Annotated in this window: 23 protein-coding genes; 10 read left to right on the top strand and 13 right to left on the bottom strand. The window is 69.7% G+C overall.

Translation table 11 applies throughout. The annotated features are described in order from the left end of the window. Positions 1–259 precede the first annotated feature (259 nt). A complete protein-coding gene (locus tag AB0M95_RS25140) occupies positions 260–1,054 on the bottom strand; it encodes a PhzF family phenazine biosynthesis protein (protein ID WP_363769102.1) in 795 nt (264 codons plus the stop codon). A 165-nt stretch (positions 1,055–1,219) separates the two neighbouring features. Between AB0M95_RS25140 and AB0M95_RS25135 the strand changes: the two genes are divergently transcribed. Next, positions 1,220–1,600: a cell division protein SepF gene (locus AB0M95_RS25135; protein WP_363769099.1), complete on the top strand. Its 381-nt coding sequence runs from the start codon at positions 1,220–1,222 to the stop codon at positions 1,598–1,600. Between the two features lie 365 nt (positions 1,601–1,965). Here AB0M95_RS25135 and AB0M95_RS25130 read toward each other — a convergent pair whose 3' ends face one another. The 4 genes from AB0M95_RS25130 to AB0M95_RS25115 all read right to left on the bottom strand — a co-directional run bounded on the left by AB0M95_RS25130 (position 1,966) and on the right by AB0M95_RS25115 (position 7,492). Next, complete coding sequence (locus AB0M95_RS25130; RefSeq protein ID WP_363769096.1) at positions 1,966–3,297, bottom strand: hypothetical protein; 1,332 nt, start codon at positions 3,295–3,297, stop codon at positions 1,966–1,968. A gap of 593 nt (positions 3,298–3,890) precedes the next feature. Next, the gene (gene argS, locus AB0M95_RS25125) at positions 3,891–5,633 is read right to left on the bottom strand and encodes an arginine--tRNA ligase (protein ID WP_363769093.1); all 1,743 of its coding nucleotides are present in this window, start codon (positions 5,631–5,633) and stop codon (positions 3,891–3,893) included. A gap of 142 nt (positions 5,634–5,775) precedes the next feature. Next, positions 5,776–6,795, bottom strand: a complete 1,020-nt coding sequence (gene plsX / locus AB0M95_RS25120; RefSeq protein WP_363769091.1) for a phosphate acyltransferase PlsX — start codon at positions 6,793–6,795, stop codon at positions 5,776–5,778. Positions 6,796–6,889: 94 nt separating this feature from the next. Next, entirely contained in the window at positions 6,890–7,492 is a 603-nt protein-coding gene (locus AB0M95_RS25115) for a DUF1707 domain-containing protein (RefSeq protein WP_363769088.1), read from the bottom strand. A gap of 170 nt (positions 7,493–7,662) precedes the next feature. Here AB0M95_RS25115 and AB0M95_RS25110 point away from each other — a divergent pair, with 170 nt between their 5' ends. Further along, positions 7,663–9,015: a lysine 2,3-aminomutase gene (locus AB0M95_RS25110; RefSeq protein ID WP_363769085.1), complete on the top strand. Its 1,353-nt coding sequence runs from the start codon at positions 7,663–7,665 to the stop codon at positions 9,013–9,015. Between the two features lie 140 nt (positions 9,016–9,155). Here the strand turns inward: AB0M95_RS25110 and AB0M95_RS25105 are convergent, their stop codons facing one another. The 4 genes from AB0M95_RS25105 to AB0M95_RS25090 form a co-directional block, all read right to left on the bottom strand. Beyond that, the gene (locus tag AB0M95_RS25105) at positions 9,156–9,317 is read right to left on the bottom strand and encodes a hypothetical protein (RefSeq protein ID WP_363769082.1); all 162 of its coding nucleotides are present in this window, start codon (positions 9,315–9,317) and stop codon (positions 9,156–9,158) included. A 186-nt stretch (positions 9,318–9,503) separates the two neighbouring features. Further along, positions 9,504–10,037 (bottom strand): YbhB/YbcL family Raf kinase inhibitor-like protein, encoded by a 534-nt coding sequence (locus AB0M95_RS25100; protein WP_358527314.1) that lies wholly within the window; start codon positions 10,035–10,037, stop codon positions 9,504–9,506. 120 nt (positions 10,038–10,157) lie between these two features. After that, a complete protein-coding gene (locus AB0M95_RS25095; RefSeq protein ID WP_363769079.1) occupies positions 10,158–10,985 on the bottom strand; it encodes an ABC transporter ATP-binding protein in 828 nt (275 codons plus the stop codon). After that, positions 10,978–11,937: an ABC transporter permease gene (locus AB0M95_RS25090; RefSeq protein WP_363769076.1), complete on the bottom strand. Its 960-nt coding sequence runs from the start codon at positions 11,935–11,937 to the stop codon at positions 10,978–10,980. Before AB0M95_RS25090 ends, AB0M95_RS25095 begins: the two co-directional genes overlap by 8 nt. A gap of 454 nt (positions 11,938–12,391) precedes the next feature. On the opposite strand from AB0M95_RS25090, the gene AB0M95_RS25085 reads away from it, so the two are divergent. The 5 genes from AB0M95_RS25085 to AB0M95_RS25065 all read left to right on the top strand — a co-directional run bounded on the left by AB0M95_RS25085 (position 12,392) and on the right by AB0M95_RS25065 (position 18,058). Continuing rightward, positions 12,392–14,041: an ABC transporter substrate-binding protein gene (locus AB0M95_RS25085; RefSeq protein ID WP_363769073.1), complete on the top strand. Its 1,650-nt coding sequence runs from the start codon at positions 12,392–12,394 to the stop codon at positions 14,039–14,041. Between the two features lie 113 nt (positions 14,042–14,154). Beyond that, positions 14,155–15,096 carry an ABC transporter permease gene (locus tag AB0M95_RS25080; RefSeq protein ID WP_363769070.1) on the top strand — a complete coding sequence of 314 codons (942 nt, stop codon included), beginning with the start codon at positions 14,155–14,157 and terminating at the stop codon, positions 15,094–15,096. Next, positions 15,089–16,012: an ABC transporter permease gene (locus AB0M95_RS25075; RefSeq protein ID WP_363769067.1), complete on the top strand. Its 924-nt coding sequence runs from the start codon at positions 15,089–15,091 to the stop codon at positions 16,010–16,012. The genes AB0M95_RS25080 and AB0M95_RS25075 overlap by 8 nt, the downstream gene beginning before the upstream one ends. Positions 16,013–16,023: 11 nt before the next feature. After that, positions 16,024–17,064: an ABC transporter ATP-binding protein gene (locus AB0M95_RS25070; RefSeq protein WP_358527297.1), complete on the top strand. Its 1,041-nt coding sequence runs from the start codon at positions 16,024–16,026 to the stop codon at positions 17,062–17,064. After that, positions 17,048–18,058 carry a dipeptide ABC transporter ATP-binding protein gene (locus AB0M95_RS25065; RefSeq protein ID WP_363769064.1) on the top strand — a complete coding sequence of 337 codons (1,011 nt, stop codon included), beginning with the start codon at positions 17,048–17,050 and terminating at the stop codon, positions 18,056–18,058. Before AB0M95_RS25070 ends, AB0M95_RS25065 begins: the two co-directional genes overlap by 17 nt. A 112-nt stretch (positions 18,059–18,170) precedes the next feature. On the opposite strand, the gene AB0M95_RS25060 is transcribed toward AB0M95_RS25065, so the two are convergent. Together AB0M95_RS25060 and AB0M95_RS25055 are read right to left on the bottom strand one after the other, a co-directional pair. Then, positions 18,171–18,578, bottom strand: coding sequence for a hypothetical protein (locus AB0M95_RS25060; RefSeq protein ID WP_363769061.1), 408 nt, complete (start codon positions 18,576–18,578; stop codon positions 18,171–18,173). A gap of 364 nt (positions 18,579–18,942) precedes the next feature. Next, positions 18,943–19,752: an SAM-dependent chlorinase/fluorinase gene (locus AB0M95_RS25055; RefSeq protein WP_363769058.1), complete on the bottom strand. Its 810-nt coding sequence runs from the start codon at positions 19,750–19,752 to the stop codon at positions 18,943–18,945. 220 nt (positions 19,753–19,972) lie between these two features. On the opposite strand from AB0M95_RS25055, the gene AB0M95_RS25050 reads away from it, so the two are divergent. Together AB0M95_RS25050 and otsB are read left to right on the top strand one after the other, a co-directional pair. Further along, complete coding sequence (locus AB0M95_RS25050) at positions 19,973–20,287, top strand: DUF3263 domain-containing protein (protein ID WP_363769055.1); 315 nt, start codon at positions 19,973–19,975, stop codon at positions 20,285–20,287. Positions 20,288–20,309: 22 nt separating this feature from the next. Continuing rightward, a complete protein-coding gene (otsB, locus tag AB0M95_RS25045) occupies positions 20,310–21,158 on the top strand; it encodes a trehalose-phosphatase (protein ID WP_363769052.1) in 849 nt (282 codons plus the stop codon). Here the strand turns inward: otsB and AB0M95_RS25040 are convergent. Together AB0M95_RS25040 and AB0M95_RS25035 are read right to left on the bottom strand one after the other, a co-directional pair. Beyond that, on the bottom strand, positions 21,142–22,335 hold the full coding sequence (locus tag AB0M95_RS25040) for an MFS transporter (protein WP_363769049.1): 1,194 nt from the start codon (positions 22,333–22,335) through the stop codon (positions 21,142–21,144). The genes otsB and AB0M95_RS25040 overlap by 17 nt on opposite strands. Before the next feature lie 169 nt (positions 22,336–22,504). Then, positions 22,505–23,932, bottom strand: a complete 1,428-nt coding sequence (locus AB0M95_RS25035) for a trehalose-6-phosphate synthase (RefSeq protein ID WP_358526840.1) — start codon at positions 23,930–23,932, stop codon at positions 22,505–22,507. A gap of 169 nt (positions 23,933–24,101) precedes the next feature. Here AB0M95_RS25035 and AB0M95_RS25030 point away from each other — a divergent pair, with 169 nt between their 5' ends. Next, a complete protein-coding gene (locus AB0M95_RS25030; RefSeq protein ID WP_358526838.1) occupies positions 24,102–24,665 on the top strand; it encodes an RNA polymerase sigma factor in 564 nt (187 codons plus the stop codon). Positions 24,666–24,708 lie beyond the last annotated feature (43 nt).

The raw sequence follows: 24,708 nt of genomic DNA, 5'->3' as shown, positions 1-24,708 counted from the left end.
CCCGGCTTTTTGCTTGCCCGGCCGCGGGGCCTGTGTCCCCGCTCAACCGTCCCTCTCCTCTTTGCCGCCGTGCTGCTTCTCCGTCGCCGCAGGGGACCATCTGTTAGTGGCGCGGGCGCGGTGGGACGCAGGTCGGCGAATCCGGCGCCCAGATACGGCGGCCGACCGGATCCTCACCGCTTCCTCCTGGTGGACGGTCATCGGGCCCTGGACGTACCCGGAGCCGGATCGAGAACCAGATGGACGACCCGCTCTTGGGTTATACGTGGAGGTGGCCGGACCAGATGGTTATGGCTTGGCCTGCGAGGGCTACGCGGTCGTCTTGCACGGTGGTGTGGACGGTGCCGCCTCGTTGGGAGAGCTGGGCGCCTACGAGAGAGGCCGGGCCGAGCTTGGCGGTCCAGTACGGGGCCAGCATGCAGTGGGCGGATCCGGTCACGGGGTCCTCGGGGATGCCGACGGCGGGGGCGAAGACGCGCGAGACGTAGTCGGCCTCGCCTGAAGGGTCGGCGGCGCGGGCGGTGACGCAGACGGCCCGGGCCGGCAGAGAGGCCAGGGCGTTGATGTCAGGGGTCAGCTCGCGGACCGCGTCCTCGGAGTCGAGCTCGGCCAGGATGTCGAAACGGCCCATGCCGACCCACGTCGGAGAGGCTCCGAGAGCCTTGCGGAGGGCCTCCGGAGGTGATATCTCAGCCACCGGGATGGCCGGGAAATCCATCGAAATATGGTTGTGATCAAGCTTCCGCGTGGTCAGGATTCCACTCTTCGTAGAAAATTCGATCGAATCGGAGGCCGCCCCGATCGAATAGAGCACGTGGGCGGATGCCAGGGTGGCGTGCCCGCACAATGCCACCTCGGCCGCCGGAGTGAACCACCGCAGGGAGTACGGCCGGCCCTCCTCCTGCTCCAGAACGAACGCCGTCTCGGAGTGCCGCATCTCGCTGGCCAGGGATTGCATCCACTCGTCGGATCGCGGACTCTCCAGCAGGCAGACGGCGGCGGGGTTACCCTTGAAGGCCTGATCGGTGAACGAATCGACGGTGAAGATACGCATGCCGGCGATCCTATCCACCCCCAGATAACCGGTCGAAACGGCTGTGCAACCCGTGCAAAATCAAAAGGACATGGGCGTGTCGCGCCCTCCCCGGCGACGCGTCCGTTACGGTCATTTGTGTCGGGGCACGGCGAATGTGGCCGGTTCTCGCGGAAAGGACAGCCGATGGGGGCAGTGCGCAGGGTGGTGAGTTACCTTGGCCTGGGCGATGGGGATCAGTACGACGAGCCCTACGACTATGACGAGTACGAGGATGAGTGGATGCCCGCGTCGGAACGGGCCGCCAGGCGCTGGGGGTCGGGTGGGGATCCCGCACGGATCATCATGATCCGCCCGCGGCAGTACTCCGACGCGCTCACCGTGGGGCAGCACTTCCGGGATGGCCAGGCGGTCATCATGGACGTGGCGGGCATGTCCATGGCCGAGGCCACCCGTATGGTCGACTTCGCGGCCGGTCTCACCTACGGCTGCGAGGGGCGCATCGAGCGGATCGCCGACAAGGTCTTCCTGCTCGCCCCCGCCGACGTCGAGATCACGACCACGTAAGACGACGAGGACGAGAGGTCAGGTCCATGGAGGGCCCGGTGGCCCCGGTGAGAACCGGGCGAGCGCCTGGCGAGGATCTGGAGCGTCTGGGACGGCACCCCAAGACTGTGACGACGACGGACGATGACGGAGAAGCGCGACGCGGCGCCGGGAATCCGACGCCGCGTTTTGCGTTCCGAGGGGGGTTGTCCTCTCGGCATGGCTCAGCGGGCCTGCGTGCTCTGCCAGGGCTCTGAGGGACGTCCTCTCCATGCAAGACGGGTTTCTTGCTCAATCCGCCTCAGTGGGCATGGGCGCGGCCATTTGTGGTCGGCGGTTCCCTTCTTCTCGGCCGCGTCCCGATCGTGCGTGCGAGAGCAGAACGGTCAGTGTGACGCGGCGGAAGGACGCTGGCCGGCGACGGCCGGGCCACGGCGCAGGAGGCGGGTGAGCGCCGTGAGGTTCTCCTGGGCGGTCGCGGCGCGCTGCTCCGCCTCGCGCGCGAAGTCGTGCAACGACCAGACCGCCGCCTCGGCCTGCTCGCGCAGCCGGGCGACCTCGGCCTCGACGCGGCGTGCCTTGGCCTGTTCGCGGGCGTTCGCACGCCAGAGCAGCAAGCCGACGATGCCGCCGAGGACGAGCGAGGCCACGGCGAACAGCTCGGACACCGTGAAGGCCAGCACCAGGGCCGCGATGGGCAGCAGAGCCGGCCCGTACACCAGCCAGCGCGAGGAGCGGCGTGCCGCGCTCTCGGCGTGGATGGCCGTCTCGGCTGCGGTGAGGGACGGGACATCGGGGCCTTCGGGGCGCAGGATCACCTCGTGCCCGAGCAGCGGCACGCTGATCTCCGAGGGCGGCGCGACCGCCGTCGCCTCGGCGAGCTCTCCGGCGGCGGTACGGACGACCGGCGCGGCGACGTGGAAGGCGATGGCCGCGAGGTACGGGTCCGCGCCGGGCTGGATGTCGTCCAGAAGGTGCGCGCTCAGCGCCCCGAGGGGCCCCGGTTCCTCCACAGGGTGTGCACTGGGCAGCGAATCGAGTGGTCCCGGCTCCTTCGCGTGGGCAAGGGAGCGAAGAACGGTGAGTGGCTCGGTGTCGGGCCGGGGGTCAGGTCGCTCGCCTCGGGGGATCAGCGGCGGGCGGGCGGAGGTGATCTCGGTGCAGCGTTCGAGCAGGCGCTTAAGGCGGGACGCGGCCCGTACCGGCTCGGCCAGTTCGGGGACCTCGGCCAGCGCGGGCAGCGCGGTCATGGCGGGCGAACTGGCGGAGGCGTCCTCCGGGGCGAGGGCGCGCAGCCACAGGTCGGGTTCGATGGCCGAGGAGACGCCCGAGGCGTCGAGCTTGCGCAGCACGAAGATCTTGCCCGCGGGGCCGTATGCGCCGCGGGCGGCGGCGGTCCACAGGGCGCGCTGGCCTGGGGTCACGGGTCGGTCGGCGGACAGGTCGCCGAAGGCGGTGCCGAGCCACGAGGCGTGGATGCGGTCGCCGTTCCCGCTGACGGCGAGGGCCAGGCAGAGGAAGAGGGCGGTCCCGGCCTCGTCGAACTGCGCGGCGCGGCTGAGCGGCTCCAAGGCGTCGTCCCCGGAGAGGATCAGGACGAGCGCCTCGATCGCGGGGGCCAGCCAGGAGCCGGGCGCGTCGAGGCCGCCCGGGGGCAGCGGCGGCGCGGTACCGTCCGCGGCCAACTGCGTGAAAAGCGCCTCGGCATACCGCCGCAATTCCGAAACGTCCCCGACACTAGCCCGTGTACTGTCCTCGACACCGGCTTGCGAGCCGTCCTCGATACCGGGCCCTGAGCCGTCGCCGATGCCGGTTTCCGCGACGTCTTGGGCGGTGCCGGTGGTGTCTCCTGCGGTCGGCTCCGAGAGGGGGCTATCCCCAGGCGCCGGTCCCAAGAGAGGGGTGTCCTCTGCGGCCGGTCCCGAGAGGGTGGGGGCTCCTGCGGCTCCGGGAGTGGCGGTGGTGCGGCGTGGGGGCGGCACAGGGTTCGCGGCGCCGGAAAGGCCGGAGTTTTCGGTCAGGTCCATGCTCAAAGCGGGCAACTCCCCGAAGGCGTGAGGAAGCCCCCCGGTGGCGAGGGTTCGGCAGGCATTCCCATGACCGCGCCAAGGTTAGTTCTTTTGGGTGCCGCCGTGTACGACGGCACGCCGACGAGCGGCGCGAGGATCGGAGGCCAGGGGGCGAAGCGGGCCAAGCGGTCACGCACGCCGCGACTCGTGCGCAATCACATGCGCTGGTTCTGTCTCATGCGGGCGTGGCCCTGGCACACACGGTTCTGTCGCACAGGGTCGGCCACATGGGGACTGGTTGGTCACATGCGGTCGGGGACGGGGACGCCCAAGAGGTTCAGGCCGGTTTGGAGGACGCGTAGGGTCAGGGCGCACAGGGCCAGGCGGGAGGTGCGCGTTTCGGGGGTGACGTCGTCCTTCAGGACGGGGCACTTCTCGTAGAAGGTGGTGAAGGCGCTGGCCGTCTCGTAGAGGTAGGCGCAGACGCGGTGGGGCTCGGCCGTGGCGGTGGCGTTCTCGATGACCGTGCCGAACCCCAGGAGCTGAAGCGCCAGGTCGCGCTCGGCCTGCTCGCCGAGGATGATCGGCCCGGTGACCTCGGACGGGTCGACGCCGCCCTTGCGGAAGATCGAGCGGATTCGCGCCGTGGCGTACTGCATGTACGGGCCGGTGTTGCCGGTGAAGGCCAGCATGCGGTCGAAGTCGAAGATGTACTCGCTGTCGTGGCTGACCGACAGGTCGGCGTACTTGACCGCGCCGATGCCGACCGTGCGGGCGATCTCGGCGCGCGTCGCCTCGTCGTAGCCGCGCTCGGCGATGGCGGTGGAGGCGCGCTCGACGGCCTCGTCCAGCAGGTCGAGCAGCTTGACGCTCTCACCGCTGCGCGTGCGGAACCGGCGGCCGTCGGCGCCGAGCATCATGCCGATCTGGAGGTGCTCGGCGGAGACCTCGTCGGTCAGCCAGCCCGCCTGCCGGGCGGCGGCGAAGACCATCTGGAAGTGCAGGGCCTGGTCGGCGCCCACGACGTACAGGATGCGGTCGGCCTTCAGGTCGCGCACGCGGTAGCGGATGGCGCTCATGTCGGTCGTGGCGTAGCCGTACCCGCCGTCGCTCTTCCGGATGATCAGCGGCAGGGGTTTGTCGTCGCTGCCCTTGAAGCCCGGGGGGAACACGCACAGCGCGCCCTCGCTGATCACGGCGACCCCGGCGGCCTCCAGATCGTCGCAGGTCTCGGCGAGCATGGGGTTGTACATGCTCTCGCCGGCGATGTCGGCGTCGGTCAGTGTGACGCCGAGCAGGGAGTAGATCCGGTTGAAGTAGCGGATCGTGGCGTCCATGAACAGGTGCCACAGCCGGATCGTCTCCGGGTCCTCGGACTGGAGGGTGCTGACGCGGCGGCGCGAGCGATCTTTGAAGTCCGGGTCGGAGTCGAACTTGGCCCGCGCCTCCTGGTAGTACTCGTTGGTCTCGCCGGACTCCAGCCGGGCGAGGGCGTTGGCCTCGCCGATGTCGAGCAGGTGCTCGATGAGCATGCCGAACTGGGTGCCCCAGTCGCCGAGGTGGTTCTGCCGGATGACCCGGTTGCCGAGGTAGTGCTGGAGGCGGGCCAGCGAGTCGCCGACGATGGTCGTCCGAAGGTGGCCGACGTGCATCTCTTTGGCGGCGTTCGGCGCGGAGTAGTCGATGACGACGGTCTGCGGGGGCGTGGCGCGCCCGACGCCGCTGCGCGGATCCTGGAGCGTGAGCGAGGCCTGCTCGGCGATCCATTCGTCGTTCAGCGTGATGTTGAGGAAGCCGGGACCGCTGATCTCGATCTTGGAGAACGCGTCGCCGGCGCCGGCCGCGCCGAGGGCGTCGGCGATGGCCTGGGCGACCTCCCGCGGGGTGCGTCGCAGCCGCTTGGCCAGGCTCAGCGCGACGTTCGCCTGGAAATCGGCGAACTGGGAGGGCCGGATCAGCGGGTCGGCGCCCACGTACTCCGGACCGAAGGCGGTGCCCAGCGCCTGCTGGACCCGCTCGGTGAGCACGAGCTGCGGGTCGGTCATGCGTCAAGGATATCGGCTGATCACCGGACGGCGAGATGTTTATCCACAGGCATGATCGTCCTGTGGGTGGACCCCCGGAAGAGGCCCGGTCGGCGTCCCGGTCGGAGGGCGGCCGGCGGTGGGGCTGAGGGTGGGGTGGGGGTCAGCGGCGGCGGAGGGATTTGTGGCCGGCCGCGATGCGCTCACCGACGCGGGTGACCGTGCCCTGGCGGGCGAGGGTGAGGGCGAGTGCGCACGCGGCGGCCACGCCCTTGGCGGTCGAGGCGCCGTGGGCGATCACCACGGTGCCGTTCAGGCCGAGCAGCACGGCCCCGCCGTACACCTCCGGGTCGAGGCGTTTGCGCAGCTCGCGCAGCCGCCCGCGCTGGAGCGTCGCGGCGAGACGCGAGACGTGCCCGGATTCGAGGGTCTCGCGCAGTTCGGTGAACGCGTACCGGACGGCGCCCTCCATGGTCTTGAGGGCGATGTTCCCGGTGAAGCCGTCGGTGACGATCACGTCGACGACCCCGTTCAGCAGGTCGTGTCCCTCGATGTTGCCGGTGAAGTTCAGCGCGGGAACGGCGGCGAGCAGCTCGTGGGCGCGTTTGGTGAGCTTGTTGCCCTTCTCGGCCTCCCCGCCGATCGTGAGCAGGCCGACGCGGGGCCGCTCGATGCCGAGGGCCGTCTCGGCGTACGCGGCGCCGAGGTGGGCGAACTGGACGAGGATCTCCGGCTTGACGTCGGCGGTGGCTCCGGCGTCCAGCAGGACGGTGGGGTGGGGCCTGGTCGGCAGGGGGACGGCGATGGCGGGCCGCAGGACGCCCTGCTGGGCTCTCAGCCGCAGCTTGCCGGTGGCCACGACCCCGGCCGTGGAGCCGGCGGACACGACGGCGGAGGCGTCGCCCCGGCGCACGAGGTGGCAGGCGACGGCGATGCTGGAGCGGGGACGGCGCAGGCTGGCGAGGGCGCCCTCGTCCATGGCGAGGGCCTCCTCCGCCCGCACGATCGGGATCTCTCCGACGGCGTCGTGCTCGGCGAGCGCCTCGGAGATCGCGCGGGGGGCGCCGACGAGCACGATGGGCACGCCGTGGTCCCGTACGGCCGCCACGGCTCCCGCCACGATCGCGCCTGGGGCGTGGTCGCCTCCCATGGCGTCAAGGGCTATCGGCGGAATGCCGTCCAAGCGGTCACCTCGTACGGAATCAGTGTGTGTCCCGCATCGTAGGTGGCCAGGCTGAGTGTTCTGTGCGCCAGGCCGGACGCCGGGGTGGTGCGCCTCAGCCGATGTGCCAGGGCCAGTGGTGGTCGCTGACCCCGCGCGAGACCACGACCTTGCCGAACATCGCCCGGCCCGTCACGCGGATGAGCGGCCCGTTCGGGTCGCCGCCCTCGTTGCCGCCGGAGATGTGACGCTTGGAGAAGATCGCGCTGCCCTCGTCCATCACCCGGGCGTTCTCGGGGACACGGACGATGAGCTTGCCGCAGAACGAGTTGAGTTCGAGGGTGACCTCGCGGCCAGGCAGCACGGCGTCGGTAAGGTCGATGATGAGCGCCCCGAAGGTGGAGCGCAGGACGGTGTGGCGGCCGGCCACCCAGCGCCCGCCCCGAATGATCTTGCTGAAGACGGCCGTGACCGCCTGCTGGTCGGCGCTGAAGCTCGGCGTGGAGGCGGGGGCGAGGCCGGTCAGGTCGCGGGTGAGCGGGACCAGGTCGCCGACGGTGACGGCATTGTAGGCGGCCTCTAGCCTGTCGGCGTGCTCGACGCTGGTGAGGCGGCCGGTGGCCAGAGCCTCGCCCAGGATGGCGGCGATGTGATCGCGGTCGGCGTCGGACGCGCGCTGCGCGGTGTCGCCTGACTCGAAGGGCGTAAGAGAGCTCACACGGACCAGCGTAGCCCAACTCAAGATATGTCGCGATATCCGGAAGGTTTTACCAAGGCTTTTCGGTCAGGCGGAACCAACCCGACATGCCCGAGCGTCCGTAAGAGCAAAAGACGCACAACAGGCGCATCAGGTTTACCGGACAGACCACAAGAGAGGAAAAATCTCGAGTGACCCTGACCCAGACCGGTACAAGAGGATTCCGGGCCTACACGGCCAAGCATCTGGACGACCTACTCATGCGCGCGGGGCTCGGCTCCGAGGCGCGGCTGCGCGTCCGGGCGGTGGCGTCGGTGCTGCCGTTCAGGACGAACCAATATGTCGTCGACCAGTTGATCGACTGGTCGGACATTCCGGGTGACCCCATCTACCGCCTGGTGTTCCCGCAGGAGGACATGCTGCCCGAGAAGGACGTGTCGTCCATCGCCGGGCTCCTGCGGGCCGGGGCGCCCGCCGCCGAGGTGCAGACGGCGGCGAGCAGGGTGCGTATGAGGCTCAACCCGCATCCGGCCGGGCAGATGGAGCTGAACATGCCGCGGGTGGGGAGCGACTCGATGCCCGGCATCCAGCACAAATACCCGGAGACCGTGCTCTTCTTCCCCAAGCAGGGGCAGACCTGCCACGCCTACTGCACGTACTGCTTCCGCTGGGCCCAGTTCGTCGGCGACCCGGACCTCAAGATGGCGTCCGACGACGTCCAGGGCCTGGTCCGCTATCTGCGTGAGCACCCTGGCGTCACCAGCGTGCTGCTCACCGGCGGCGACCCGATGATCATGAGCGGTCCCGTGCTGCGGAGGTACGTCGAGCCGCTGCTCGCGCTGGAGCAGCTGGAGTCCATCCGCATCGGCAGCAAGTCGCTCGCCTACTGGCCCGGCCGGTTCGTCACCGACCCCGACGCCCCGGACGTCCTGCGGCTGTTCTCGTCGGTCGTCGAGTCCGGCAAGAACCTCGCCTTCATGGCGCACTTCTCACACCCGCGCGAGATGGAGCCCGAGCTCGTCCAGACGGCCGTGCGGGCGATCCGGGACACCGGCGCCGTCATCCGCACGCAGGCGCCGCTGATCCGTACGGTCAACGACCACCCGGACACCTGGGCGGGCATGTGGAGGACCCAGCTCGGGCTCGGCATGGTGCCGTACTACATGTTCGTCGAGCGCGACACCGGGCCGCAGGACTACTTCGCGGTGCCGCTGGCCCGCGCGTACGAGATCTTCCGCGACGCCTACGCGCGGGTCTCCGGGCTGTGCCGCACCGTGCGGGGCCCGTCGATGTCCGCGACGCCGGGGAAGGTGTGCGTGGACGGGGTCGCCGAGGTGGCGGGGCGGAAGGTCTTCGTGCTGCATCTCATCCAGGCACGCGACCCCGCGCTCGTCGGGCGCCCGTTCTTCGCGGAGTACGACCCGGAGGCGGCGTGGATCAGCGATCTGCGCCCGGCCTTCGCCGACCGATTCCCGTTCGAGACCACCCCCCTGGATGACGCATGCCTCCCGGCCGCGCCGGGCGGCCCGCTCGGCCGGCTGTAAGACCGCCGGGCGAGGCCGGGAGGCCGGCACATCCCGAACACACCGGCCGGCGCCTCGGGCGAGGTGCCGGCCGGTGTTCGAACGCCGAAGCGAATATCGATGTGGTCGATGACTTGACTTGACCCAGGATCAGATCTCTGTCAGGAGCCCGGATTGCGCACGTAGGTGCGGCGGGCGATCTGGGCCTGCAGGCGGGCCATCTGCCAGTGCAGCTCGATGAGCTGCTCGGCGAGCAGGCCACGTGGAATGTCCGAAGGGTCTTCCGCGGACAGGTGATCGATCGCGATCGCCAGCTCTTGCACCCCGCACCCCCACTCCATCACGTATCCCTCAGATCGAATCTTCGTTCGAATCATAGTGGAACGCCGTGCGCGATGTCAGCAGATTCGGGGGCGCGTGTCGGACTTCTGTACGGTCTAGTCCGACCGGTATCAGAGGACCCGCGAGACGCGGCGGCACCGGCCGCCGACGTCCGTCACAGCGGGGGCTCAGGTCTCGTAGATCGGGGCGATGTAGCCGCGGGCGAGCGTGTTGGCGGTGACGTTGAAGCCCACGACGGCGGCCGCGGGGTCGTCCCCGAGGTCGAGCTTCTCGACGCCGAGCGCGTGGACGGCGAACAGGTAGCGGTGCGGCGTGCCGGGAGGCGGCGCGGCGCCGCCGTAGTGCTTCAGGCCGTAGTCGTTGCGCCCGTGGACGGCGCCCACGGGCAGGCCCTTCAGGTCGGCAGACCCCGCGCCGGACGGCAGCTCGGTGACGTCGGCCGGGATGTCGTACACCAGCCAGTGCCAGAAGCCGCTGCCGGTCGGCGCGTCGGGGTCGAAGCACGTCACGGCGAAGCTCTTGGTGCCCGCGGGCGCGCCCGACCAGCGCAGGTGCGGGGAGACGTTGCCGCCGCCCACGCCCCAGCCGTCGAAGACCTGGGCGTCGGACAGGCGCTCGCCGTCCCTGACGTCGTCACTCTCGACGGTGAGCGGCGGGACCTCGGGCAGGAAGTCGTACGGAATCGGTGGTTGCTTGGCCACAGGGGACCTCCGATGAAAGGACGTTCTCGAACTCGAACGTCCCCATCTTGCCCTGGCTATGACCGAGCCTCCGGTACAGCGCCCCGAACCGCCGCGCCGGAGGCGCGGCCATAGGCACAGCTAGGCGTTGTAGGCCGCGAGGACCGCCGTGGGGTCGCCGTCCATCTTGATCTGGCCCTTGTGCAGCCAGATGACGCGGTTGCAGGTCTCTTCGATGACGTCCAGGTTGTGGGCGACCAGGAACACCGTGCCGGCCTCCTCGCGCATCTGGTGGATGCGCTCCTGGCTCTTGCGCTTGAAGTCGCGGTCGCCGGTGGCGAGGGCCTCGTCGATCAGCAGGACGTTGTGGGTCTTGGCCGAGGCGATGGCGAACCGCAGCCGGGCGCCCATGCCCGAGGAGTAGGTGGACATCGGGAACTGGACGAACTCGCCGATGCCGGAGAACTCGACGATCTCGTCGTAGCGCTCCCTGACCTGGGCGGGCGTCATGCCCATCGCGTAGCAGCCGAGCACGATGTTGCGCTCGCCGGTCAGCTCCTTCATCAGCGCGGCGTTGACGCCGAGCAGCGACGGCTGGCCGTCGGTGTAGACCGAGCCCTTGTGCGGGGGCAGCAGGCCGGCGATGGCCCGCAGCAGGGTGGACTTGCCCGAGCCGTTGCGGCCGATGATGCCGATCGCGTCGCCGTGGCGGGCGATGAAGCTCACGCCCTTGACGGCGTGGACCTCCTTCATCTGCGGCCGGCCCTGGCGGCGGACGATGCGCATCAGGGCGTTGGCGGCGTTGCCCTTCTCGGCCTCGCTGGCCGCGCCGAATACGCGGTAGATGATGTGGAGGTCGTCGACGATGACCGTGGGCGCGCCTGGCTCGGCGGCGTCCTGCGGCACGGCGCCCGCCTGGGTCGCCTGCTCGTTGGCCATCTGGGACAGCTCCTTGGTCAGCTCAGCCACGGCCGTACCTCTCTTCGGCCCGCCAGAAGTACCAGAAGCCGCCGATCAGGGCCACCGCGGCCCAGAAGGCAGCGTATAGCCACAGCTGGCCCAGGCTGCTGTGCGGGTAGCCGAACTTGTCGAGATCGCGAGGATACGTCGCGAGGAGCAGGTGCCGCATCAGGTCGATGAAGACGGACGGCGGGTTGAACTCCAGCAGGAAGCGGGCCCAGTCCGGGTTGTCCTTCATCTTCGCCGGGATGCTGTAGAAGACGCCCGAGGTGTAGAGCCAGGTGCGCAGGACGAAGGGCAGCAACTGGTTCATGTCGCGGACGAACGCGCCCACGCGGGCGAGCAGCAGGCTCATGCCGACGTTGAAGATCGTCTGTAGGAGCAGGGCGAACGGGATCAGCAGCCACGCCCACACGAGCGGCTCGCCCGTGACCAGGACGATGACCGCCAGGACGCCCATGGAGATGGCGAGCTGCTGGAACTCCTGGATCGTGTACGCCAGGGGGAGCGCCGCGCGCGGGAAGTGGAGCGCGCGGATCAGCGAGAGGTTCCCCGAGATCGACTTGGCGCCGCCCGTGATCGACCGCTGGGTGTAGGAGTACACGAACACACCGGTGATGAGGAACGCGGTGTAGTTGGTGATGTCCTTCTTCTGCCCCAGGATCAGGCCGAACATGAGGTAGTAGACGCCCGCGTTCAGCAGCGGCGTGAGCACCTGCCACAGCTGGCCCAGCATCGAGTCGGAGTACTTCGAGACGTTACGCGACGTGGCGTACGTCAGGACGAAGTGCCGCCGCTCCCACAATTGACGCAGGTAGACGGGCAGACTGGGGCGCGCGATGGCGCGTCGCAACCCGTGGCGCTCGGCGAGCGCGGACAGCGATTCCTTCCCGTTCTGGGAGGAGCCGCGAGCCCGGTCGCCCGCTCGGGAGTCCGCGACGGCGGTTTCCGGCTGACTCATGGCATGGACTCTATTGGATCCGGGTGAATGACATGCCTACGGTGCCATTCGATCAGGGCGCAGGTCTGGTACACGGGTGCGCGCGGGGGCCTGACGCCGGTCATGCGAGGCATGTCCGCGCAGGTGGGAGCCGGAAGGGGGGATGCCCAGTAGAGATGCCCTGGGTGCGACCATTGCCCAATTGTGTGTACCTTAGTGAGGACTTTGTGCCATATCAAGGCATTGTTGATGGCCTAGATGGTATGCGTGTGACGCCGGACAGGGCCACGTGTGACCGAACTGCAATGCGCCAGAGACTCGCTGGTGAGAAGTAGTGAGGGATGCTCGCGGTCGACTGGCAGGGCGTCAACTGACTTGACCGTGTCCGCGAATTCCAGGGCCGGATCCCCTGGGAGGTGCACGACACGGCGTGGTTCAGTGTCAACGCCCACCTTAGAGGGAGGATTAATCCACGATGCGTGTGACCAAGGGCGCACAGATCGTAACGGCGACCGCGTTGCTCGCGCTGGCGGTTGCGGCGTGTGGCGGTAGCAGTGACAACACCAGCACCAACTCCAGCTCCGCCGCCGGCGGTGGCGCCGCGGGTGCGGTCCGGGTCGAGATCTCTGAGCCCCAGCACGACCTCGTCCCGGGCAACACGACCGAAACGAGCGGCGCCGAGGTGCTGAACGCCCTCTTCGTCGGACTTGTTGACTACGACGCGGACAAGAAGCCGTTCAACCGCGTCGCCGAGTCCATCGAGTCCCCGGACTCCACGACGTGGACGATCAAGCTCAAGGACGGGTACAAGTGGCACAACGGTGAACCCGTCGTGGCCCAGAACTTCGTCGACTCCTGGAACTTCTCGGCGAACGGCGCCAACGCCCAGGAGGGCAACTACTTCTTCGGGAGCATCGTCGGCTACGACGAGATGAACCCGGGCGAGGGCAAGACGCCGACGGCGACCACGCTCAGCGGGCTGAAGGTCGTCGACGACAAGACCTTCACCGTCCAGCTCAAGAACCCGTTCTCCGGCTTCCCGACGATGCTGGGCTACACCGCGTTCTACCCCCTGCCCAAGGCGGCCTTCGAGTCCGAGGGCAAGCTGAAGGCCGACTACGGCTCCAACCCGGTCGGCAACGGCCCCTTCAAGATGTCCAAGGCCTGGAAGCGCGGCACGGACCAGACCATCTCCATGGTCCGCAACGAGGACTTCAAGGAGGGCAAGGCCAAGATCGACGCGGTCGACTTCAAGATCTACACCGACCTCGCGACGGCCTTCAACGACCTGCGCGCCGGCAACCTGGACATCATGGACCAGCTGCCCGCCGAGGCGATCGCCACCGCCAAGACCGAGTTCGGCGACCGCTACATCGAGCAGCCGTCCTCGGGTGTCGGCTACATCGGCTTCCCGATCGAGAACGGCGCCAACTACGCCAAGAGCGCGGACGTCCGCAAGGCGATCTCCATGGCGATCGACCGCAAGACGATCACCGAGACCGTCTTCTCCGGCACCCGCGTCCCGGCCGACGACTTCATCAGCCCGGTCGTCTCCGGCTACCGCCAGGGCGCCTGCGGCGAGGCGTGCACCTACGACCCCGCCAAGGCCAAGGCCCTGTTCCAGCAGGCCGGCGGCGACAAGATGGACGAGATCGTCATCGGCTACAACGGTGACGGCGGCCACAAGGAGTGGATCGAGGCCATCGCCAACAACCTTCGCACCAACCTCGGTGCGAAGGTCACGCCGAAGCCGGTCGAGAAGTTCGCCACGATCCTCGACGACCTGGGCGCCAAGAAGTGGCCCGGCGCCTTCCGCATGGCGTGGATCATGGACTACCCGTCCCCCGAGAACTACCTGCGGCCGATCTTCGGCTCGGGCGGCAGCTCGAACTACTCCGGCTACAAGAGCAAGGAGTTCGACGACCTGCTGACCCAGGGCGACGCCGCCAAGACCCTCGACGAGGGCATCCAGTTCTACCAGAAGGCGGACGACCTGCTCATCCAGCAGCTGCCGTACATTCCGATCTACTTCTACCAGACCAACGGCGCCTACTCGCAGAACGTGAAGAACGTCAAGATTGACCCGTTCGAGCGGATCGACCTGTTCAACGTAGAGAAGGCCTGACGCCGACCACTCCGGGTGGTTCGATACATTCGAACCACCCGGGGTGGACGGCCACCCATGAGGGCAGCTCAGAGGTTGCGGCGGGCTGCCCTTTGTAATGATCGGGAGACTCAATGGGCCGCTACGTCCTACGGCGCCTGCTCCAGGCGATCCCTGTGTTGCTGGGCACCACCTTCCTCATCTTCGCCATCGTCTACGCCCTGCCGGGCGACCCCCTCCAAGCGCTGGCCGGCGAGAAGCGCGTCGACCCCGTCTTCGCGGCGGCGATGAGGGAACAGTTCCATCTGAACGAACCGCTGCTCGTGCGGTACGGGTACTACATCCGTGACATTCTCAGCGGCGACTTCGGAACCACGTTCCGCGGGCTTCCCGTCTCGACCATCTTCGAGGGCAAGTTCCAGGTCACGTTCAAGCTGTCGATGACCGCCCTCATCTTCGAGGCCGTCATCGGCGTCGGCCTCGGATTCTGGGCCGCGCTGCGGCGCGGCAAGTGGGAGGACAAGGTCGTCCTGGCCTTCACGCTGCTGCTCGTCTCGATCCCGACCCTGGTCAGCGGCTTCGTGCTCCAGCTCGTCCTCGGCGTCAAGCTGAAGCTCGGCACGGGCATCGACTTCTTCCCCGTCGCGGGCGTCCAGGACGGCATGCGCAGCTACCTGCTGCCGGGATTCGTGCTCGCCACCATCTCCATCGCCTACCTCACCCGCCTGACGCGGACGAGCCTGATGGAGACCCTGCGCGCGGACTACGTCCGGACGGCCGTCGCCAAGGGCATGCCACGAAGGCGCGTGCTGGGACGCCACGCGCTGCGCAACTCGCTGATCCCCCTGGTGACCTACCTGGGCGCCGACCTCGGCACGCTCATGGGCGGCGCGGTCATCACCGAGACCATCTTCAACCTGCCCGGAATCGGCCAGCAGCTCTTCCAGTCGGTCCACCTGCAGGAGAACTCTGTCGTGGTGGGCATCGTGACGGTACTGGTCCTGATCTACATCGTGGCCAACCTCGTGGTCGACCTGCTGTACGCCGTCCTCGATCCCAGGATCCGCTATGAGTAACGACACCCTGCCCGCGACGGCGCCCGCCGCGCCGCCCGCGAAGACCGCCAAGAAGGACAAACCCGCGAGCCTGTGGTCGGACGCGTGGTACGACCTGCGGCGCAACCCGGTGTTCATCATCGGCGCCGCCATGGTGGGGCTGCTCGTCGTGATCTCCACGGTCCCCGGTGTTTTCGACAGCGTGGGCGTGGACCCCTCCACCTGCAACCTGGCCAACGCGCGCAAGGGCATCACGTCCGAGCACTGGTTCGGCAGCGACAACCTGGGCTGTGACGTGTACTCCCGGGTCATCCACGGCGCGCGGGTGTCGATCCTGGTGGGCTTCATCAGCGCGGCCGTGACCGGCATCGTCGGCGGCGTCCTCGGCCTGCTGGCCGGCTTCTACGGACGCTGGGTCGACGTCATCCTCTCCCGCGTCGCCGAGATCTTCTTCGCCATCCCGTCGATCCTCGGCGCCGTGCTGATCCTGGCGGTGATCGGCCGCGACAACGCCGGCATCGGCACCGTCGTCCTGGCCCTGGCCCTGCTCGCGTGGCCGATGGTCCTGCGCATCATGCGCGCCGCGGTCATCACGGCCAAGCACCAGGACTACGTAGTGGCCGCCCGGGCGCTCGGCGCGGGGCCGTGGCGGATCATGCTCCGGCACATCCTGCCCAACGCGGTCGCGCCGGTGATCGTGGTGTCGACCATCAACCTCGGCGCGTTCATCGCCGCCGAGGCGGCCCTGTCCTTCCTGGGCCTCGGCATCCAGTCGCCGCAGATCTCCTGGGGCCTGATGATCGCGGACGCGCGCAACCGCTTCCTGGAGGCGCCGCTCCCGCTGCTCTTCCCCGCGCTGTTCCTGAGCCTGACCATCCTCAGTGTCGTCATGCTGGGTGACGCGGTTCGTGACGCGCTCGACCCCAAGCTGCGGTAGGAGAGGCACAGATGGTGAAGAACCCGTCAACCGACACGAGCCTGCTGCCCGCGGACACCGGGAACGAGCCCCTGCTCGCGGTGGACGACCTGCACGTCGAGTTCACGACCCGTCAGGGCCTGGTCAGGGCCGTCAACGGCGTGAGCTACACGGTGAACGCCGGCGAGTCGCTGGCCGTCCTCGGCGAGTCGGGCTCCGGCAAGTCGGTGACCGCCCAGGCGATCATGGGCATTCTGGACATGCCGCCCGCGCGGATCCCCAAGGGCGAGGTCCGCTTCCGCGGCACCGACCTGCTCAAGCTGTCGGACCAGGCGCGCAGCCAGATCCGCGGCCAGCGCATCGCCATGATCTTCCAGGACGCCCTCTCGGCGCTGAACCCGGTGTTCACCGTCGGCTGGCAGATCAGCGAGATGTTCCGGGTGCACCGCGGCATGTCCAAGCGCGACGCCATGAAGAAGGCCGTCGAGCTCATGGACCGCGTGCGCATCCCGGCCGCCAAGCAGCGCGTCAACGACTACCCGCACCAGTTCTCCGGCGGTATGCGCCAGCGCATCATGATCGCGATGTCGATCGCGCTGGACCCCGAGGTGCTGATCGCCGACGAGCCGACCACCGCGCTGGACGTGACCGTCCAGGCGCAGATCATGGAGCTGCTCGCCGAGCTTCAGCGCGAGAGCAACATGGGGCTCATCCTGATCACGCACGACCTCGGCGTGGTCGCGGACGTCGCCGACAAGATCGCGGTCATGTACGCCGGGCGGATCGTCGAGAACGCCCCCGTGCACGACCTCTACAAGACCCCCGCGCACCCCTACTCCAAGGGCCTTCTCGACTCGATCCCCCGGGTCGACCAGAAGGGCCAGGACCTGTACGCGATCAAGGGGCTGCCGCCGAACCTGCTCGACATGCCCTCGGGCTGTGCCTTCCACCCCCGCTGCCCGTACCGCCGCGACAACTGCGTGACCGACGTGCCCCCGCTGTACGAGATCAGCGGGACCCGCGGCAGCGCGTGCCACTACTACAGGGAGGTGCTCGATGGCTCCGTCGGCTGAGCCGATCCTCGAGGTCCGCGACCTGGTCAAGCACTTTCCGCTGAACCAGGGCATCGTCTTCAAGCGGCAGATCGGCGCGATCAAGGCGGTGGACGGCGTCTCCTTCGACCTGCACCGCGGCGAGACGCTCGGCGTCGTCGGCGAGTCCGGCTGCGGCAAGTCGACGCTGGCCAAGCTGCTGATGGCGCTGGAGCGGCCGACCTCGGGCCAGGCGAAGATCAAAGGGGTCGACCTGGCCAAGGCGCGCGGCTCCGAGCTCAAGCGGATGCGCCGCAACATCCAGATGGTCATGCAGGACCCGTACACCTCGCTGAACCCGCGGATGACCGTCGGCGACATCATCGGCGAGCCGTTCGAGATCCACGCCGAGGTGGCGCCCAAGGGCGACCGCCGCCGGAAGGTGCAGGAGCTGCTGGAGGTCGTCGGCCTCAACCCCGAGCACATCAACCGCTACCCGCACCAGTTCTCGGGCGGCCAGCGGCAGCGCATCGGCATCGCCCGCGGCCTGGCGCTCCAGCCCGAGATCATCATCTGCGACGAGCCCGTGTCGGCGCTGGACGTGTCGATCCAGGCGCAGGTGATGAACCTGCTGGAGAAGCTGCAGAACGAGTTCGACCTCGCGTACATCTTCATCGCGCACGACCTGTCGGTCGTCCGGCACATCTCCGACCGTGTCGCGGTGATGTACCTCGGCAAGATCGTGGAGCTCGGCAAGGACGCCGACATCTACGAGCGGCCCGCGCACCCGTACACCCAGGCGCTGCTGTCGGCCGTGCCGGTCCCCGACCCCGAGGGCCGGGAAGGACGCGAGCGGATCATCCTGCAGGGCGACCCGCCCTCGCCGGCCGACCCGCCGTCCGGCTGCCGGTTCCGCACGCGCTGCTGGAAGGCGCAGGACATCTGCGCCGAGCAGGAGCCGCTGCTGGAGATCCGCGCGGGCGGTCACCTGAGCGCCTGCCACTTCGCCGAGGCACACGACGTGATCAACGCCTAGACGGGCGCCCCGAACCCGCCATGCCGGAGGGCTCGGCCATGAACACAGCACAGGGCGGTGTCTCATGGCCCGGCCCCATGAGACACCGCCCTGTCGGTCATGCGCGCGAGGGTCAGAGGATGCTGATGTTCCCCACGCCGACGCCCACGAGGCCGCCGTTGCCGACGCCGACGTTCCCGCCGCCGTAACCGCCGCCGTAACCGCCGCCGCCGTAACCGCCGCCGCCGTAACCGCCGCCGCCGTAACCGCCGCCGTAGTAGCCGCCGCCGTAACCGCCGCCGATGAAGCCGCCGCCGTAGTAGCCGCCGCCGTAGCCGACGGCGTAGCCGCCGAAGCCCGGGCCGCACGGCACGACCGTGGCGGTGGGGATGAGAGCCGCGGCGGGGCCGCAGGGGCAGCAGCTGGCCTTGGAGGCCTTGGCGGGACGGGCCGACTTGGCGGAGTCAGCGGAGGCGGCGGCGACGGGGACGACCATGGCGATTCCGACGCATGCCGTAGTGACCAGAAGACGGCGAATCATTCGTACTTCTCCTTGAGAGGACCATCGGAGCATAGGGGCAGGTGTGTACCCGTGGTGCCCTGACAGTTACTTACTGTGACCGCTCAGACAGTACCGAACCCGCGAGCCGGATTGGCGACGTCGAATGGTCAGACGACAGCAATGATTGGCGGGCCTTTACGTGGTCGGGCCGCGCGTTTCCTCCCGCCCGCAGGGAAGAAACGCTAGGTCAGGGCACCTGCCGCCCAGGTCGCAGCCGTCCATGGAACGCTCGTGGAGCGGCTTCGGGCCCCTTCGGGGTTGACCGAAGTTTTGACCGCCGGGCTTTCCCGGCTCCGGGCGGGTCAGGACATTTGGTGCGGCGCCTGGGGCGTCGCCGGCCTCGTCAGCGCGACACCCGGGCGAGCCGCACGTGCGCGCCGGGTGGCAGGCCGAGGCGCTGCGCGGCGTCCCCGGAGTTGACCGCGACCGAGACCATGCCCGCGGAGTCGGTGAAGGCGACGAGGTTCCCGGGCGCGACGGCCGCGTAGGTGTCGCGGAAGGGCACCGTGATCTGCCGCCTGCCCATGGACACCGCCAGCGTGTCGCCGACCTGGATGCCGAGGGTCGCGAGGTCGTCGGCGGTCACGGAGAGCTGGACGTTGCCGTAGCGGTCCAGCGAGAGGACCTCTCCCTCGGCCGCGCCCTCCCCGATGCGGGCGGTCGGCGCGGGCAGCGACAGCAGCCGGTCGAGCGGAATGCGCGGCCCGAGTTCGTCGGGCCTGCGGCCGGCGACCAGGTGGGCCGCCACCGGCGCGTACACGTCGCGCCCGTGGAAGGTGGGCGAGACGGGCGTGAGGAACAACTCCTCGTTGGTGATCTCGTACGCGACCCGCGCGCCGCCCGAGGCGAGCAGGGCCCACGACAGCAGGCCGTTGTCCGGGCCGATGAAGACGCGCTGCCCGGCCTCGACGGCGATCGAGCGCCGGGCGCTCGCCGCCGACGGGTCGACCGCGGCGATGTGCACGCCGGCCGGCAGGTAGGGCAGAGTCTGGGCGAGGATCGCGGCGCCGCGGCGGATGTCCCCGGCGGGAACCAGGTGACAGACGTCGATGATGCGCGCCTCCGGGGCGATCCCGAGGATCACCCCGTGGCAGGACGCCACGAAGCCGTCTTCCAGCCCGTAGTCGGTGAGAAGCGTGATGACTGAGGTCACACTTGGTGACCTTACGTCGTGCGCTCGCGGTGTCATAGGGGCGGCCCACAGGTCTCCCGAAGTGTCATGAACAGCCGCGAATTCCCGACTACCATGGCCACGGGCCGCACGCGCGGCGCGGCCCAGGGTCGCGCTCGTCCGGGCGCACGTTCGCTGGTCTCCCGCTCTCCCCGCCCGGCCTGCCGTCCGCCTCTCCGCGTGCCCGACCGAGGAGGATCTGATGGACACCGCGCCGGATCCCGGTGACAGCGATCCCGAGGAAGGGCCGGCCCCCCGCGTCGCCGGGGAACTGACCGACCGGGAGCGCGAGCTCCTCGCCTTCGAGCGTCAGTGGTGGCGGTACGCGGGCGCCAAGGAGCAGGCGATCCGCGAGAGCTTCGAGATCTCCGCGACCCGCTACTACCAGCTTCTCGGGCAGCTCATCGACCAGCCCGAGGCGCTGGCCCACGACCCGATGACGGTGAAGCGGCTGAGGCGCCTGCGGGCCTCGCGTCAGCGCGAGCGCGCGGCGCGGCGTCTCGGTATGCGCCCCTGATCGATGGGGTAGTGCTCCCCGCGTGACTCATGACCTGTTGCCGGACAACGCCGGTTTAGCGGCCATCACGGCCGATCCCGAGGGGGCCGTGATCGGGCTCGACTTCGACGGCACGCTCGCCCCGATCGTCCCCGACCCCGCCGATGCCCGCGTCGCCCCCGAGGCGGCGGCCGCCCTGGCGCGCCTGGGCGGCCTGGTGCGGGCCGTCGTCATCGTGACGGGCCGCCCCGCGGCCACGGCCGTCGAGTACGGGCAGGTGGCGGGCGGGCCGGGCCTCGCGGACGTCCCCGGCCTGGTGGTGCTCGGCCAGTACGGCCTGGAACGCTGGGAGGCCGGACGGGTGACCTTGCCCCCACCGCCGCCGGAGATCGACCGCGTGCGCGCCGAGGTGCCCGCCCTGGTCGCCTCGCTCGGGTTCACCGTCACCGACGGAACCGAGCCCGGCGTGACGCTGGAGGACAAGGGACGGGCCGTCGCCGTCCACACCCGGCGGGCCCCCGACCCCGAGGGGACGCTGCGCGCGCTGCGCGAGCCGCTCGGCAAGCTCGCGGCGTCGGCGGGGCTGACCGTCGAACCCGGCCGGCTGGTGCTGGAGCTGCGGCCCACGGGCATGGACAAGGGGCACGCCCTCGGAGCCTTCCTCGCCGAGCGCGCCGCCAGGTCCGTGCTCTTCGCCGGGGACGACCTCGGCGACCTCGCGGCGTTCGAGGCCGTGCGCCTGTCGGGGCTGCCGGGCGTCACGGTGTGCAGCGCCTCGGCGGAGGTCACCGAGCTGGCCCGGCGCGCCGACGTGGTCGTGGACGGCCCGGCCGGGGTCGCGGCCCTGCTCACGTCGCTGGCGGACGCGATCACCCCTACCGGCGCGCGCTGAGCGCGATGCCCCCGATGGCGCAGGCGATCAGTACCGGCACCATCAGGAACGCCGTGTGGGTGCCGAAGCCGTCCGCCAGCGCCCCGAGCACGAACGGGCCCGCGCCGACCGCGACCGAGGACCAGATGGACGCGGCGGCGCTCGCCTCGGACGCCCGCCCGCCGGAGGAGGCGATGACCCGGGACAGGCCGAGCGGGAACTGCACCGCGACGCCGAGGCCGCTCAGCACCAGGCCCGCGTAGCACAACAGGGGCCGGTCGCCGAGCCAGAACACCGTCCAGCCCACGAGCGTCACCAGCAGCGCGCCGCCCAGCAGCCGCGTGGGGTCGATCCGCAGAGCCAGCCGCCCGGCCGCGAACCTGCCGGCGGCGATGCCGATGGTGAACGCCGTCAGCCCGGTGGCGGCGGCCGCGGGCGACATTCCCGTCTGGTCCGCCAGCAGTTTGGCGGCCCAGACGTTGAACAGGAACTCCATGGCCACCATGCAGAACAGCACCCCGCACGCGGCGTGGAACCGCCGGCCGTAGGGAGCCTTATGCGGGGCCGGGGCCGGGGCCAGGGCCGGGGCGGAGACCGGGTCCGGCCCGCCGCCGGGGGAGGGCGCGGGCACCCACACCCGGCCCATGAGCACGAGCAGCAGGAACGTCGCCACAGGGGTGACCAGGATGCCGGCGCGCCAGCCGAGCGAGGTGGGCGCCAGCGCGCTGATCAGGTAGGACATGCCGATGCCGGCAGTGACGGCGACCGCGTTGGCCTCGTTGATGGCCGCGGGCGCCGCCGTGCCGTGGTGGTCGCTCAGCACCGACATGCCGATGTACAGCGAGATCGAGCCGCCGCCGCTGGCCAGGCCGTACCCGAGCAGCGTGACGGGCAGCGCCGTCGTGGCCGCGACGAGCAGGACGCCGCAGGTCATCCCGGCGAGGCCGAGCCAGGTCGCCCTGCGCCTGCCCACCTTGGCGATCACGCGGGGTATGGCGAGCCCGGCGATGATGCCGCCCACGGCCATGGCCGTGCCGTGCAGCCCGGCGACGGCCTGCGACACGCCCTGGTCGATGCGCAGCAGCGGGAGCGCGGCCGACAGGCCGTACAGATAGGTCGCGAATGTGGCGAGCTGGAAGTAGATCAGCCAGGTCGGACGGTCACGGGCGAGCGAACGGACGACTGCGGTCGAGCTCACTGATCCCCCGCGCCTCGAAAGCCTCGAATGAGCACGAAAGTATCACCAGGCGGACCTTCGCCGTGATCCACCCAAAGGTCAGAAAGCCCCTACCCTCGGCTCGAACCCCCCTCTCGCCCATGCCGATGACCGCACCCGCCGAGCGGAGCGAGGAGGCCATAGGTACAGCTCAGGTGTCCAGGGCGGCGAGTTGGTCGGCGAACCAGCGGTGGGGCGGCAGGGCGGTCGCCGCCGCGCGCAGGCGGGCCCCGCGCTTGGCGCGCTCCTCCTCGGGGAGCACCAGCGCGTCGTGCAGGGCGTTCGCCGTGCCGGACACGTCGTAGGGGTTCACCATCAGCGCGTCGGCGCCCAGCTCGCTCGCCGCGCCGGCCTCGCGGGACAGCACCAGCGCGCAGTGCGGCGCGAGGATCGGGCCCTCCTTGGCGACGAGGTTCATGCCGTCCCGGATCGGGTTCACCAGCAGGACGTCCGCGATGCGGTAGGCCGCGAGCGAGCGGGCGTAGTCGTCGTTGACGTTGAGGATCAGCGGATCCCAGTCCTCGCCGCCGAACTCGTCCTCGATCTCGGTCGCGCAGCGCTGCACGGCCGCGGTGTACTCGCGGTATTCGGGCAGGTCGTGCCGGGAGGGATAGGCGAATGCCAGGTGCACGACCTTGCCGTGCCACTCCGGATGGTCGGTCAGGAACTGCTTGTAGGCGAGCAGGCCCCGGACGATGTTCTTCGACAGCTCCGTCCGGTCGATGCGCACGATGAGCTTCTTGTCGCCCACGCGCTCGCGCAGCGCCGTCATGTGCGACTCGACGTCCGGCTCCAGCGCGCGGGCCCACAGCGCGTCGCCGTCCACGCCGAGCGGGTGCACGCCGACGTGCGTCGTGCGGCCCTCGTACGCGATGGTGCGCGCGGCGCGGTCGACCCGGGCGCCGAGCAGCACCTCGCAGCAGTCCATGAACGCCGACGCCCACCGCGCGGTGAGGAAGCCGGCGCGGTCGGCGCCGAGGATGCCCGACAGCAGCTCGGCCGAGATGTCGTCGGGAAGCAGCGAGAAGTACTCCGGCGGGGCCCACGGCGTGTGCGAGAAGTGGGCCACGCGCAGGTCCGGGCGCTCCACGCGGAGCATCGCGGGGGCGAGGGTGAGGTGGTAGTCCTGGATCATGACGCGGGCGCCGTGCGCGGCCTCCTCGGCCAGGGCCAGCGCGAACGCGGCGTTGTAGTCCTGGTAGGACTCCCACTCGCGGCGGAAGCGGGTGTCGAACTGCGGAGAGTTCGGCGTGTCGTAGAGCAGGTGGTTGACGAACCACAGCGTGGAGTTGGCCACCGCGTTGTACGCGCGGTGGAAGGTGGCGGGCGGGATGTCCAGCATGCGCACCGCGCCGGTGTCGTAGCCCGCCTGGTCGAGCCGGCCGCCCGGGGCACGGCGCACGGCGCTGCGGTCGCCGTCGGAGAGCGCGGCGCACACCCACAGCACGTCGGCGGCCTTGGCGATCTCGGACAGGCCGGACACCATGCCACCTCCGCCCCTGCGCATGGTCAGCGTGCCGTCGTCGGCGAGCGTGAACGAGACCGGGCCCCGGTTGGAGGCCATGAGAACCGTGTTCATCCGCTTACCACTCCTCGTCCGCCGTGCGGCGGTCGTCCCGCGCCGTTCTTCTTCTCCGTTGGGATGCTCACCTGGCGGCAGATTATTTAAATTTAACGCTCCCAATAAGATGGGCCGGTGGTGGTGGTCAGGGCGAGGCGAGGGCCTCGCGGCCGAGGAGGGCTCCGACATGGCGCTTGACGAGACGACCGAGGAGCTTGCCCGTGCCGCGGCCCAAGGCGACCACCGGTCCCTCGGGGAGCTTCTCCGCCGCATCGAGCCCGACGTGCTTCGCCACTGCGCGCGGCTGCTGCCCTACCACCAGGACGCGGAAGAGGCTTGCCAGGATACTTTGCTGGCGGTCGCGCGCAACATCGGCAGGTTCGAGGGCAGGGCACGTTTTTCCACCTGGTTGCACATCGTCACGGCCAACTGCGCGCGCACGACGTACCGCTCGCTGAAGCGGCGGGCCGCCGAGCAGTCGTCGGAGGAACTGCCCGACCTTCGCGCCGACCCGCGCCGGGTGAGCGTCATCGCCGGGTCCAGGCTCGACCTGCTCGACGCGATGGAGGCGCTGGAGGCCGACAAGCCCGAGCTCGCGCAGGCGCTGGTGCTGCGCGACATCTGCGAGCTCGACTACAACCAGGTGGCCGACCAGCTCGGCATCCCGCTCGGCACCGCCAAGTCGCGCATCCACCAAGCCCGCAAGTACGTCCAGGGCGTCCTCGGCGACGAGTACGGCAGGTTCACCTGAACCGCCCCTCGGCCGTGAGACGTCTCGCCGTTTGAGACGCGGG

The sequence above is a fragment of the Sphaerisporangium sp. NPDC051017 genome (assembly GCF_040683095.1).
Lineage (GTDB): Bacteria > Actinomycetota > Actinomycetes > Streptosporangiales > Streptosporangiaceae > Sphaerisporangium.
This window is presented reverse-complemented; position numbering and strand designations above follow the sequence as displayed.

Bases quoted from the DNA above. Each gene is read 5' to 3' on its own strand.
- AB0M95_RS25060 (WP_363769061.1), bottom strand. From the start codon at position 18,578: ATGATTCGCCGTCTTCTGGTCACTACGGCATGCGTCGGAATCGCCATG.
- AB0M95_RS25035 (WP_358526840.1), bottom strand. From the start codon at position 23,932: ATGAACACGGTTCTCATGGCCTCCAACCGGGGCCCGGTCTCGTTCACG.
- AB0M95_RS25135 (WP_363769099.1), top strand. From the start codon at position 1,220: ATGGGGGCAGTGCGCAGGGTGGTGAGTTACCTTGGCCTGGGCGATGGG.
- AB0M95_RS25050 (WP_363769055.1), top strand. From the start codon at position 19,973: ATGGACACCGCGCCGGATCCCGGTGACAGCGATCCCGAGGAAGGGCCG.
- AB0M95_RS25085 (WP_363769073.1), top strand. From the start codon at position 12,392: ATGCGTGTGACCAAGGGCGCACAGATCGTAACGGCGACCGCGTTGCTC.
- AB0M95_RS25140 (WP_363769102.1), bottom strand. From the start codon at position 1,054: ATGCGTATCTTCACCGTCGATTCGTTCACCGATCAGGCCTTCAAGGGT.
- AB0M95_RS25065 (WP_363769064.1), top strand. From the start codon at position 17,048: ATGGCTCCGTCGGCTGAGCCGATCCTCGAGGTCCGCGACCTGGTCAAG.
- AB0M95_RS25080 (WP_363769070.1), top strand. From the start codon at position 14,155: ATGGGCCGCTACGTCCTACGGCGCCTGCTCCAGGCGATCCCTGTGTTG.
- AB0M95_RS25030 (WP_358526838.1), top strand. From the start codon at position 24,102: ATGGCGCTTGACGAGACGACCGAGGAGCTTGCCCGTGCCGCGGCCCAA.
- AB0M95_RS25070 (WP_358527297.1), top strand. From the start codon at position 16,024: ATGGTGAAGAACCCGTCAACCGACACGAGCCTGCTGCCCGCGGACACC.
- argS (WP_363769093.1), bottom strand. From the start codon at position 5,633: ATGACCGACCCGCAGCTCGTGCTCACCGAGCGGGTCCAGCAGGCGCTG.
- AB0M95_RS25075 (WP_363769067.1), top strand. From the start codon at position 15,089: ATGAGTAACGACACCCTGCCCGCGACGGCGCCCGCCGCGCCGCCCGCG.
- AB0M95_RS25090 (WP_363769076.1), bottom strand. From the start codon at position 11,937: ATGAGTCAGCCGGAAACCGCCGTCGCGGACTCCCGAGCGGGCGACCGG.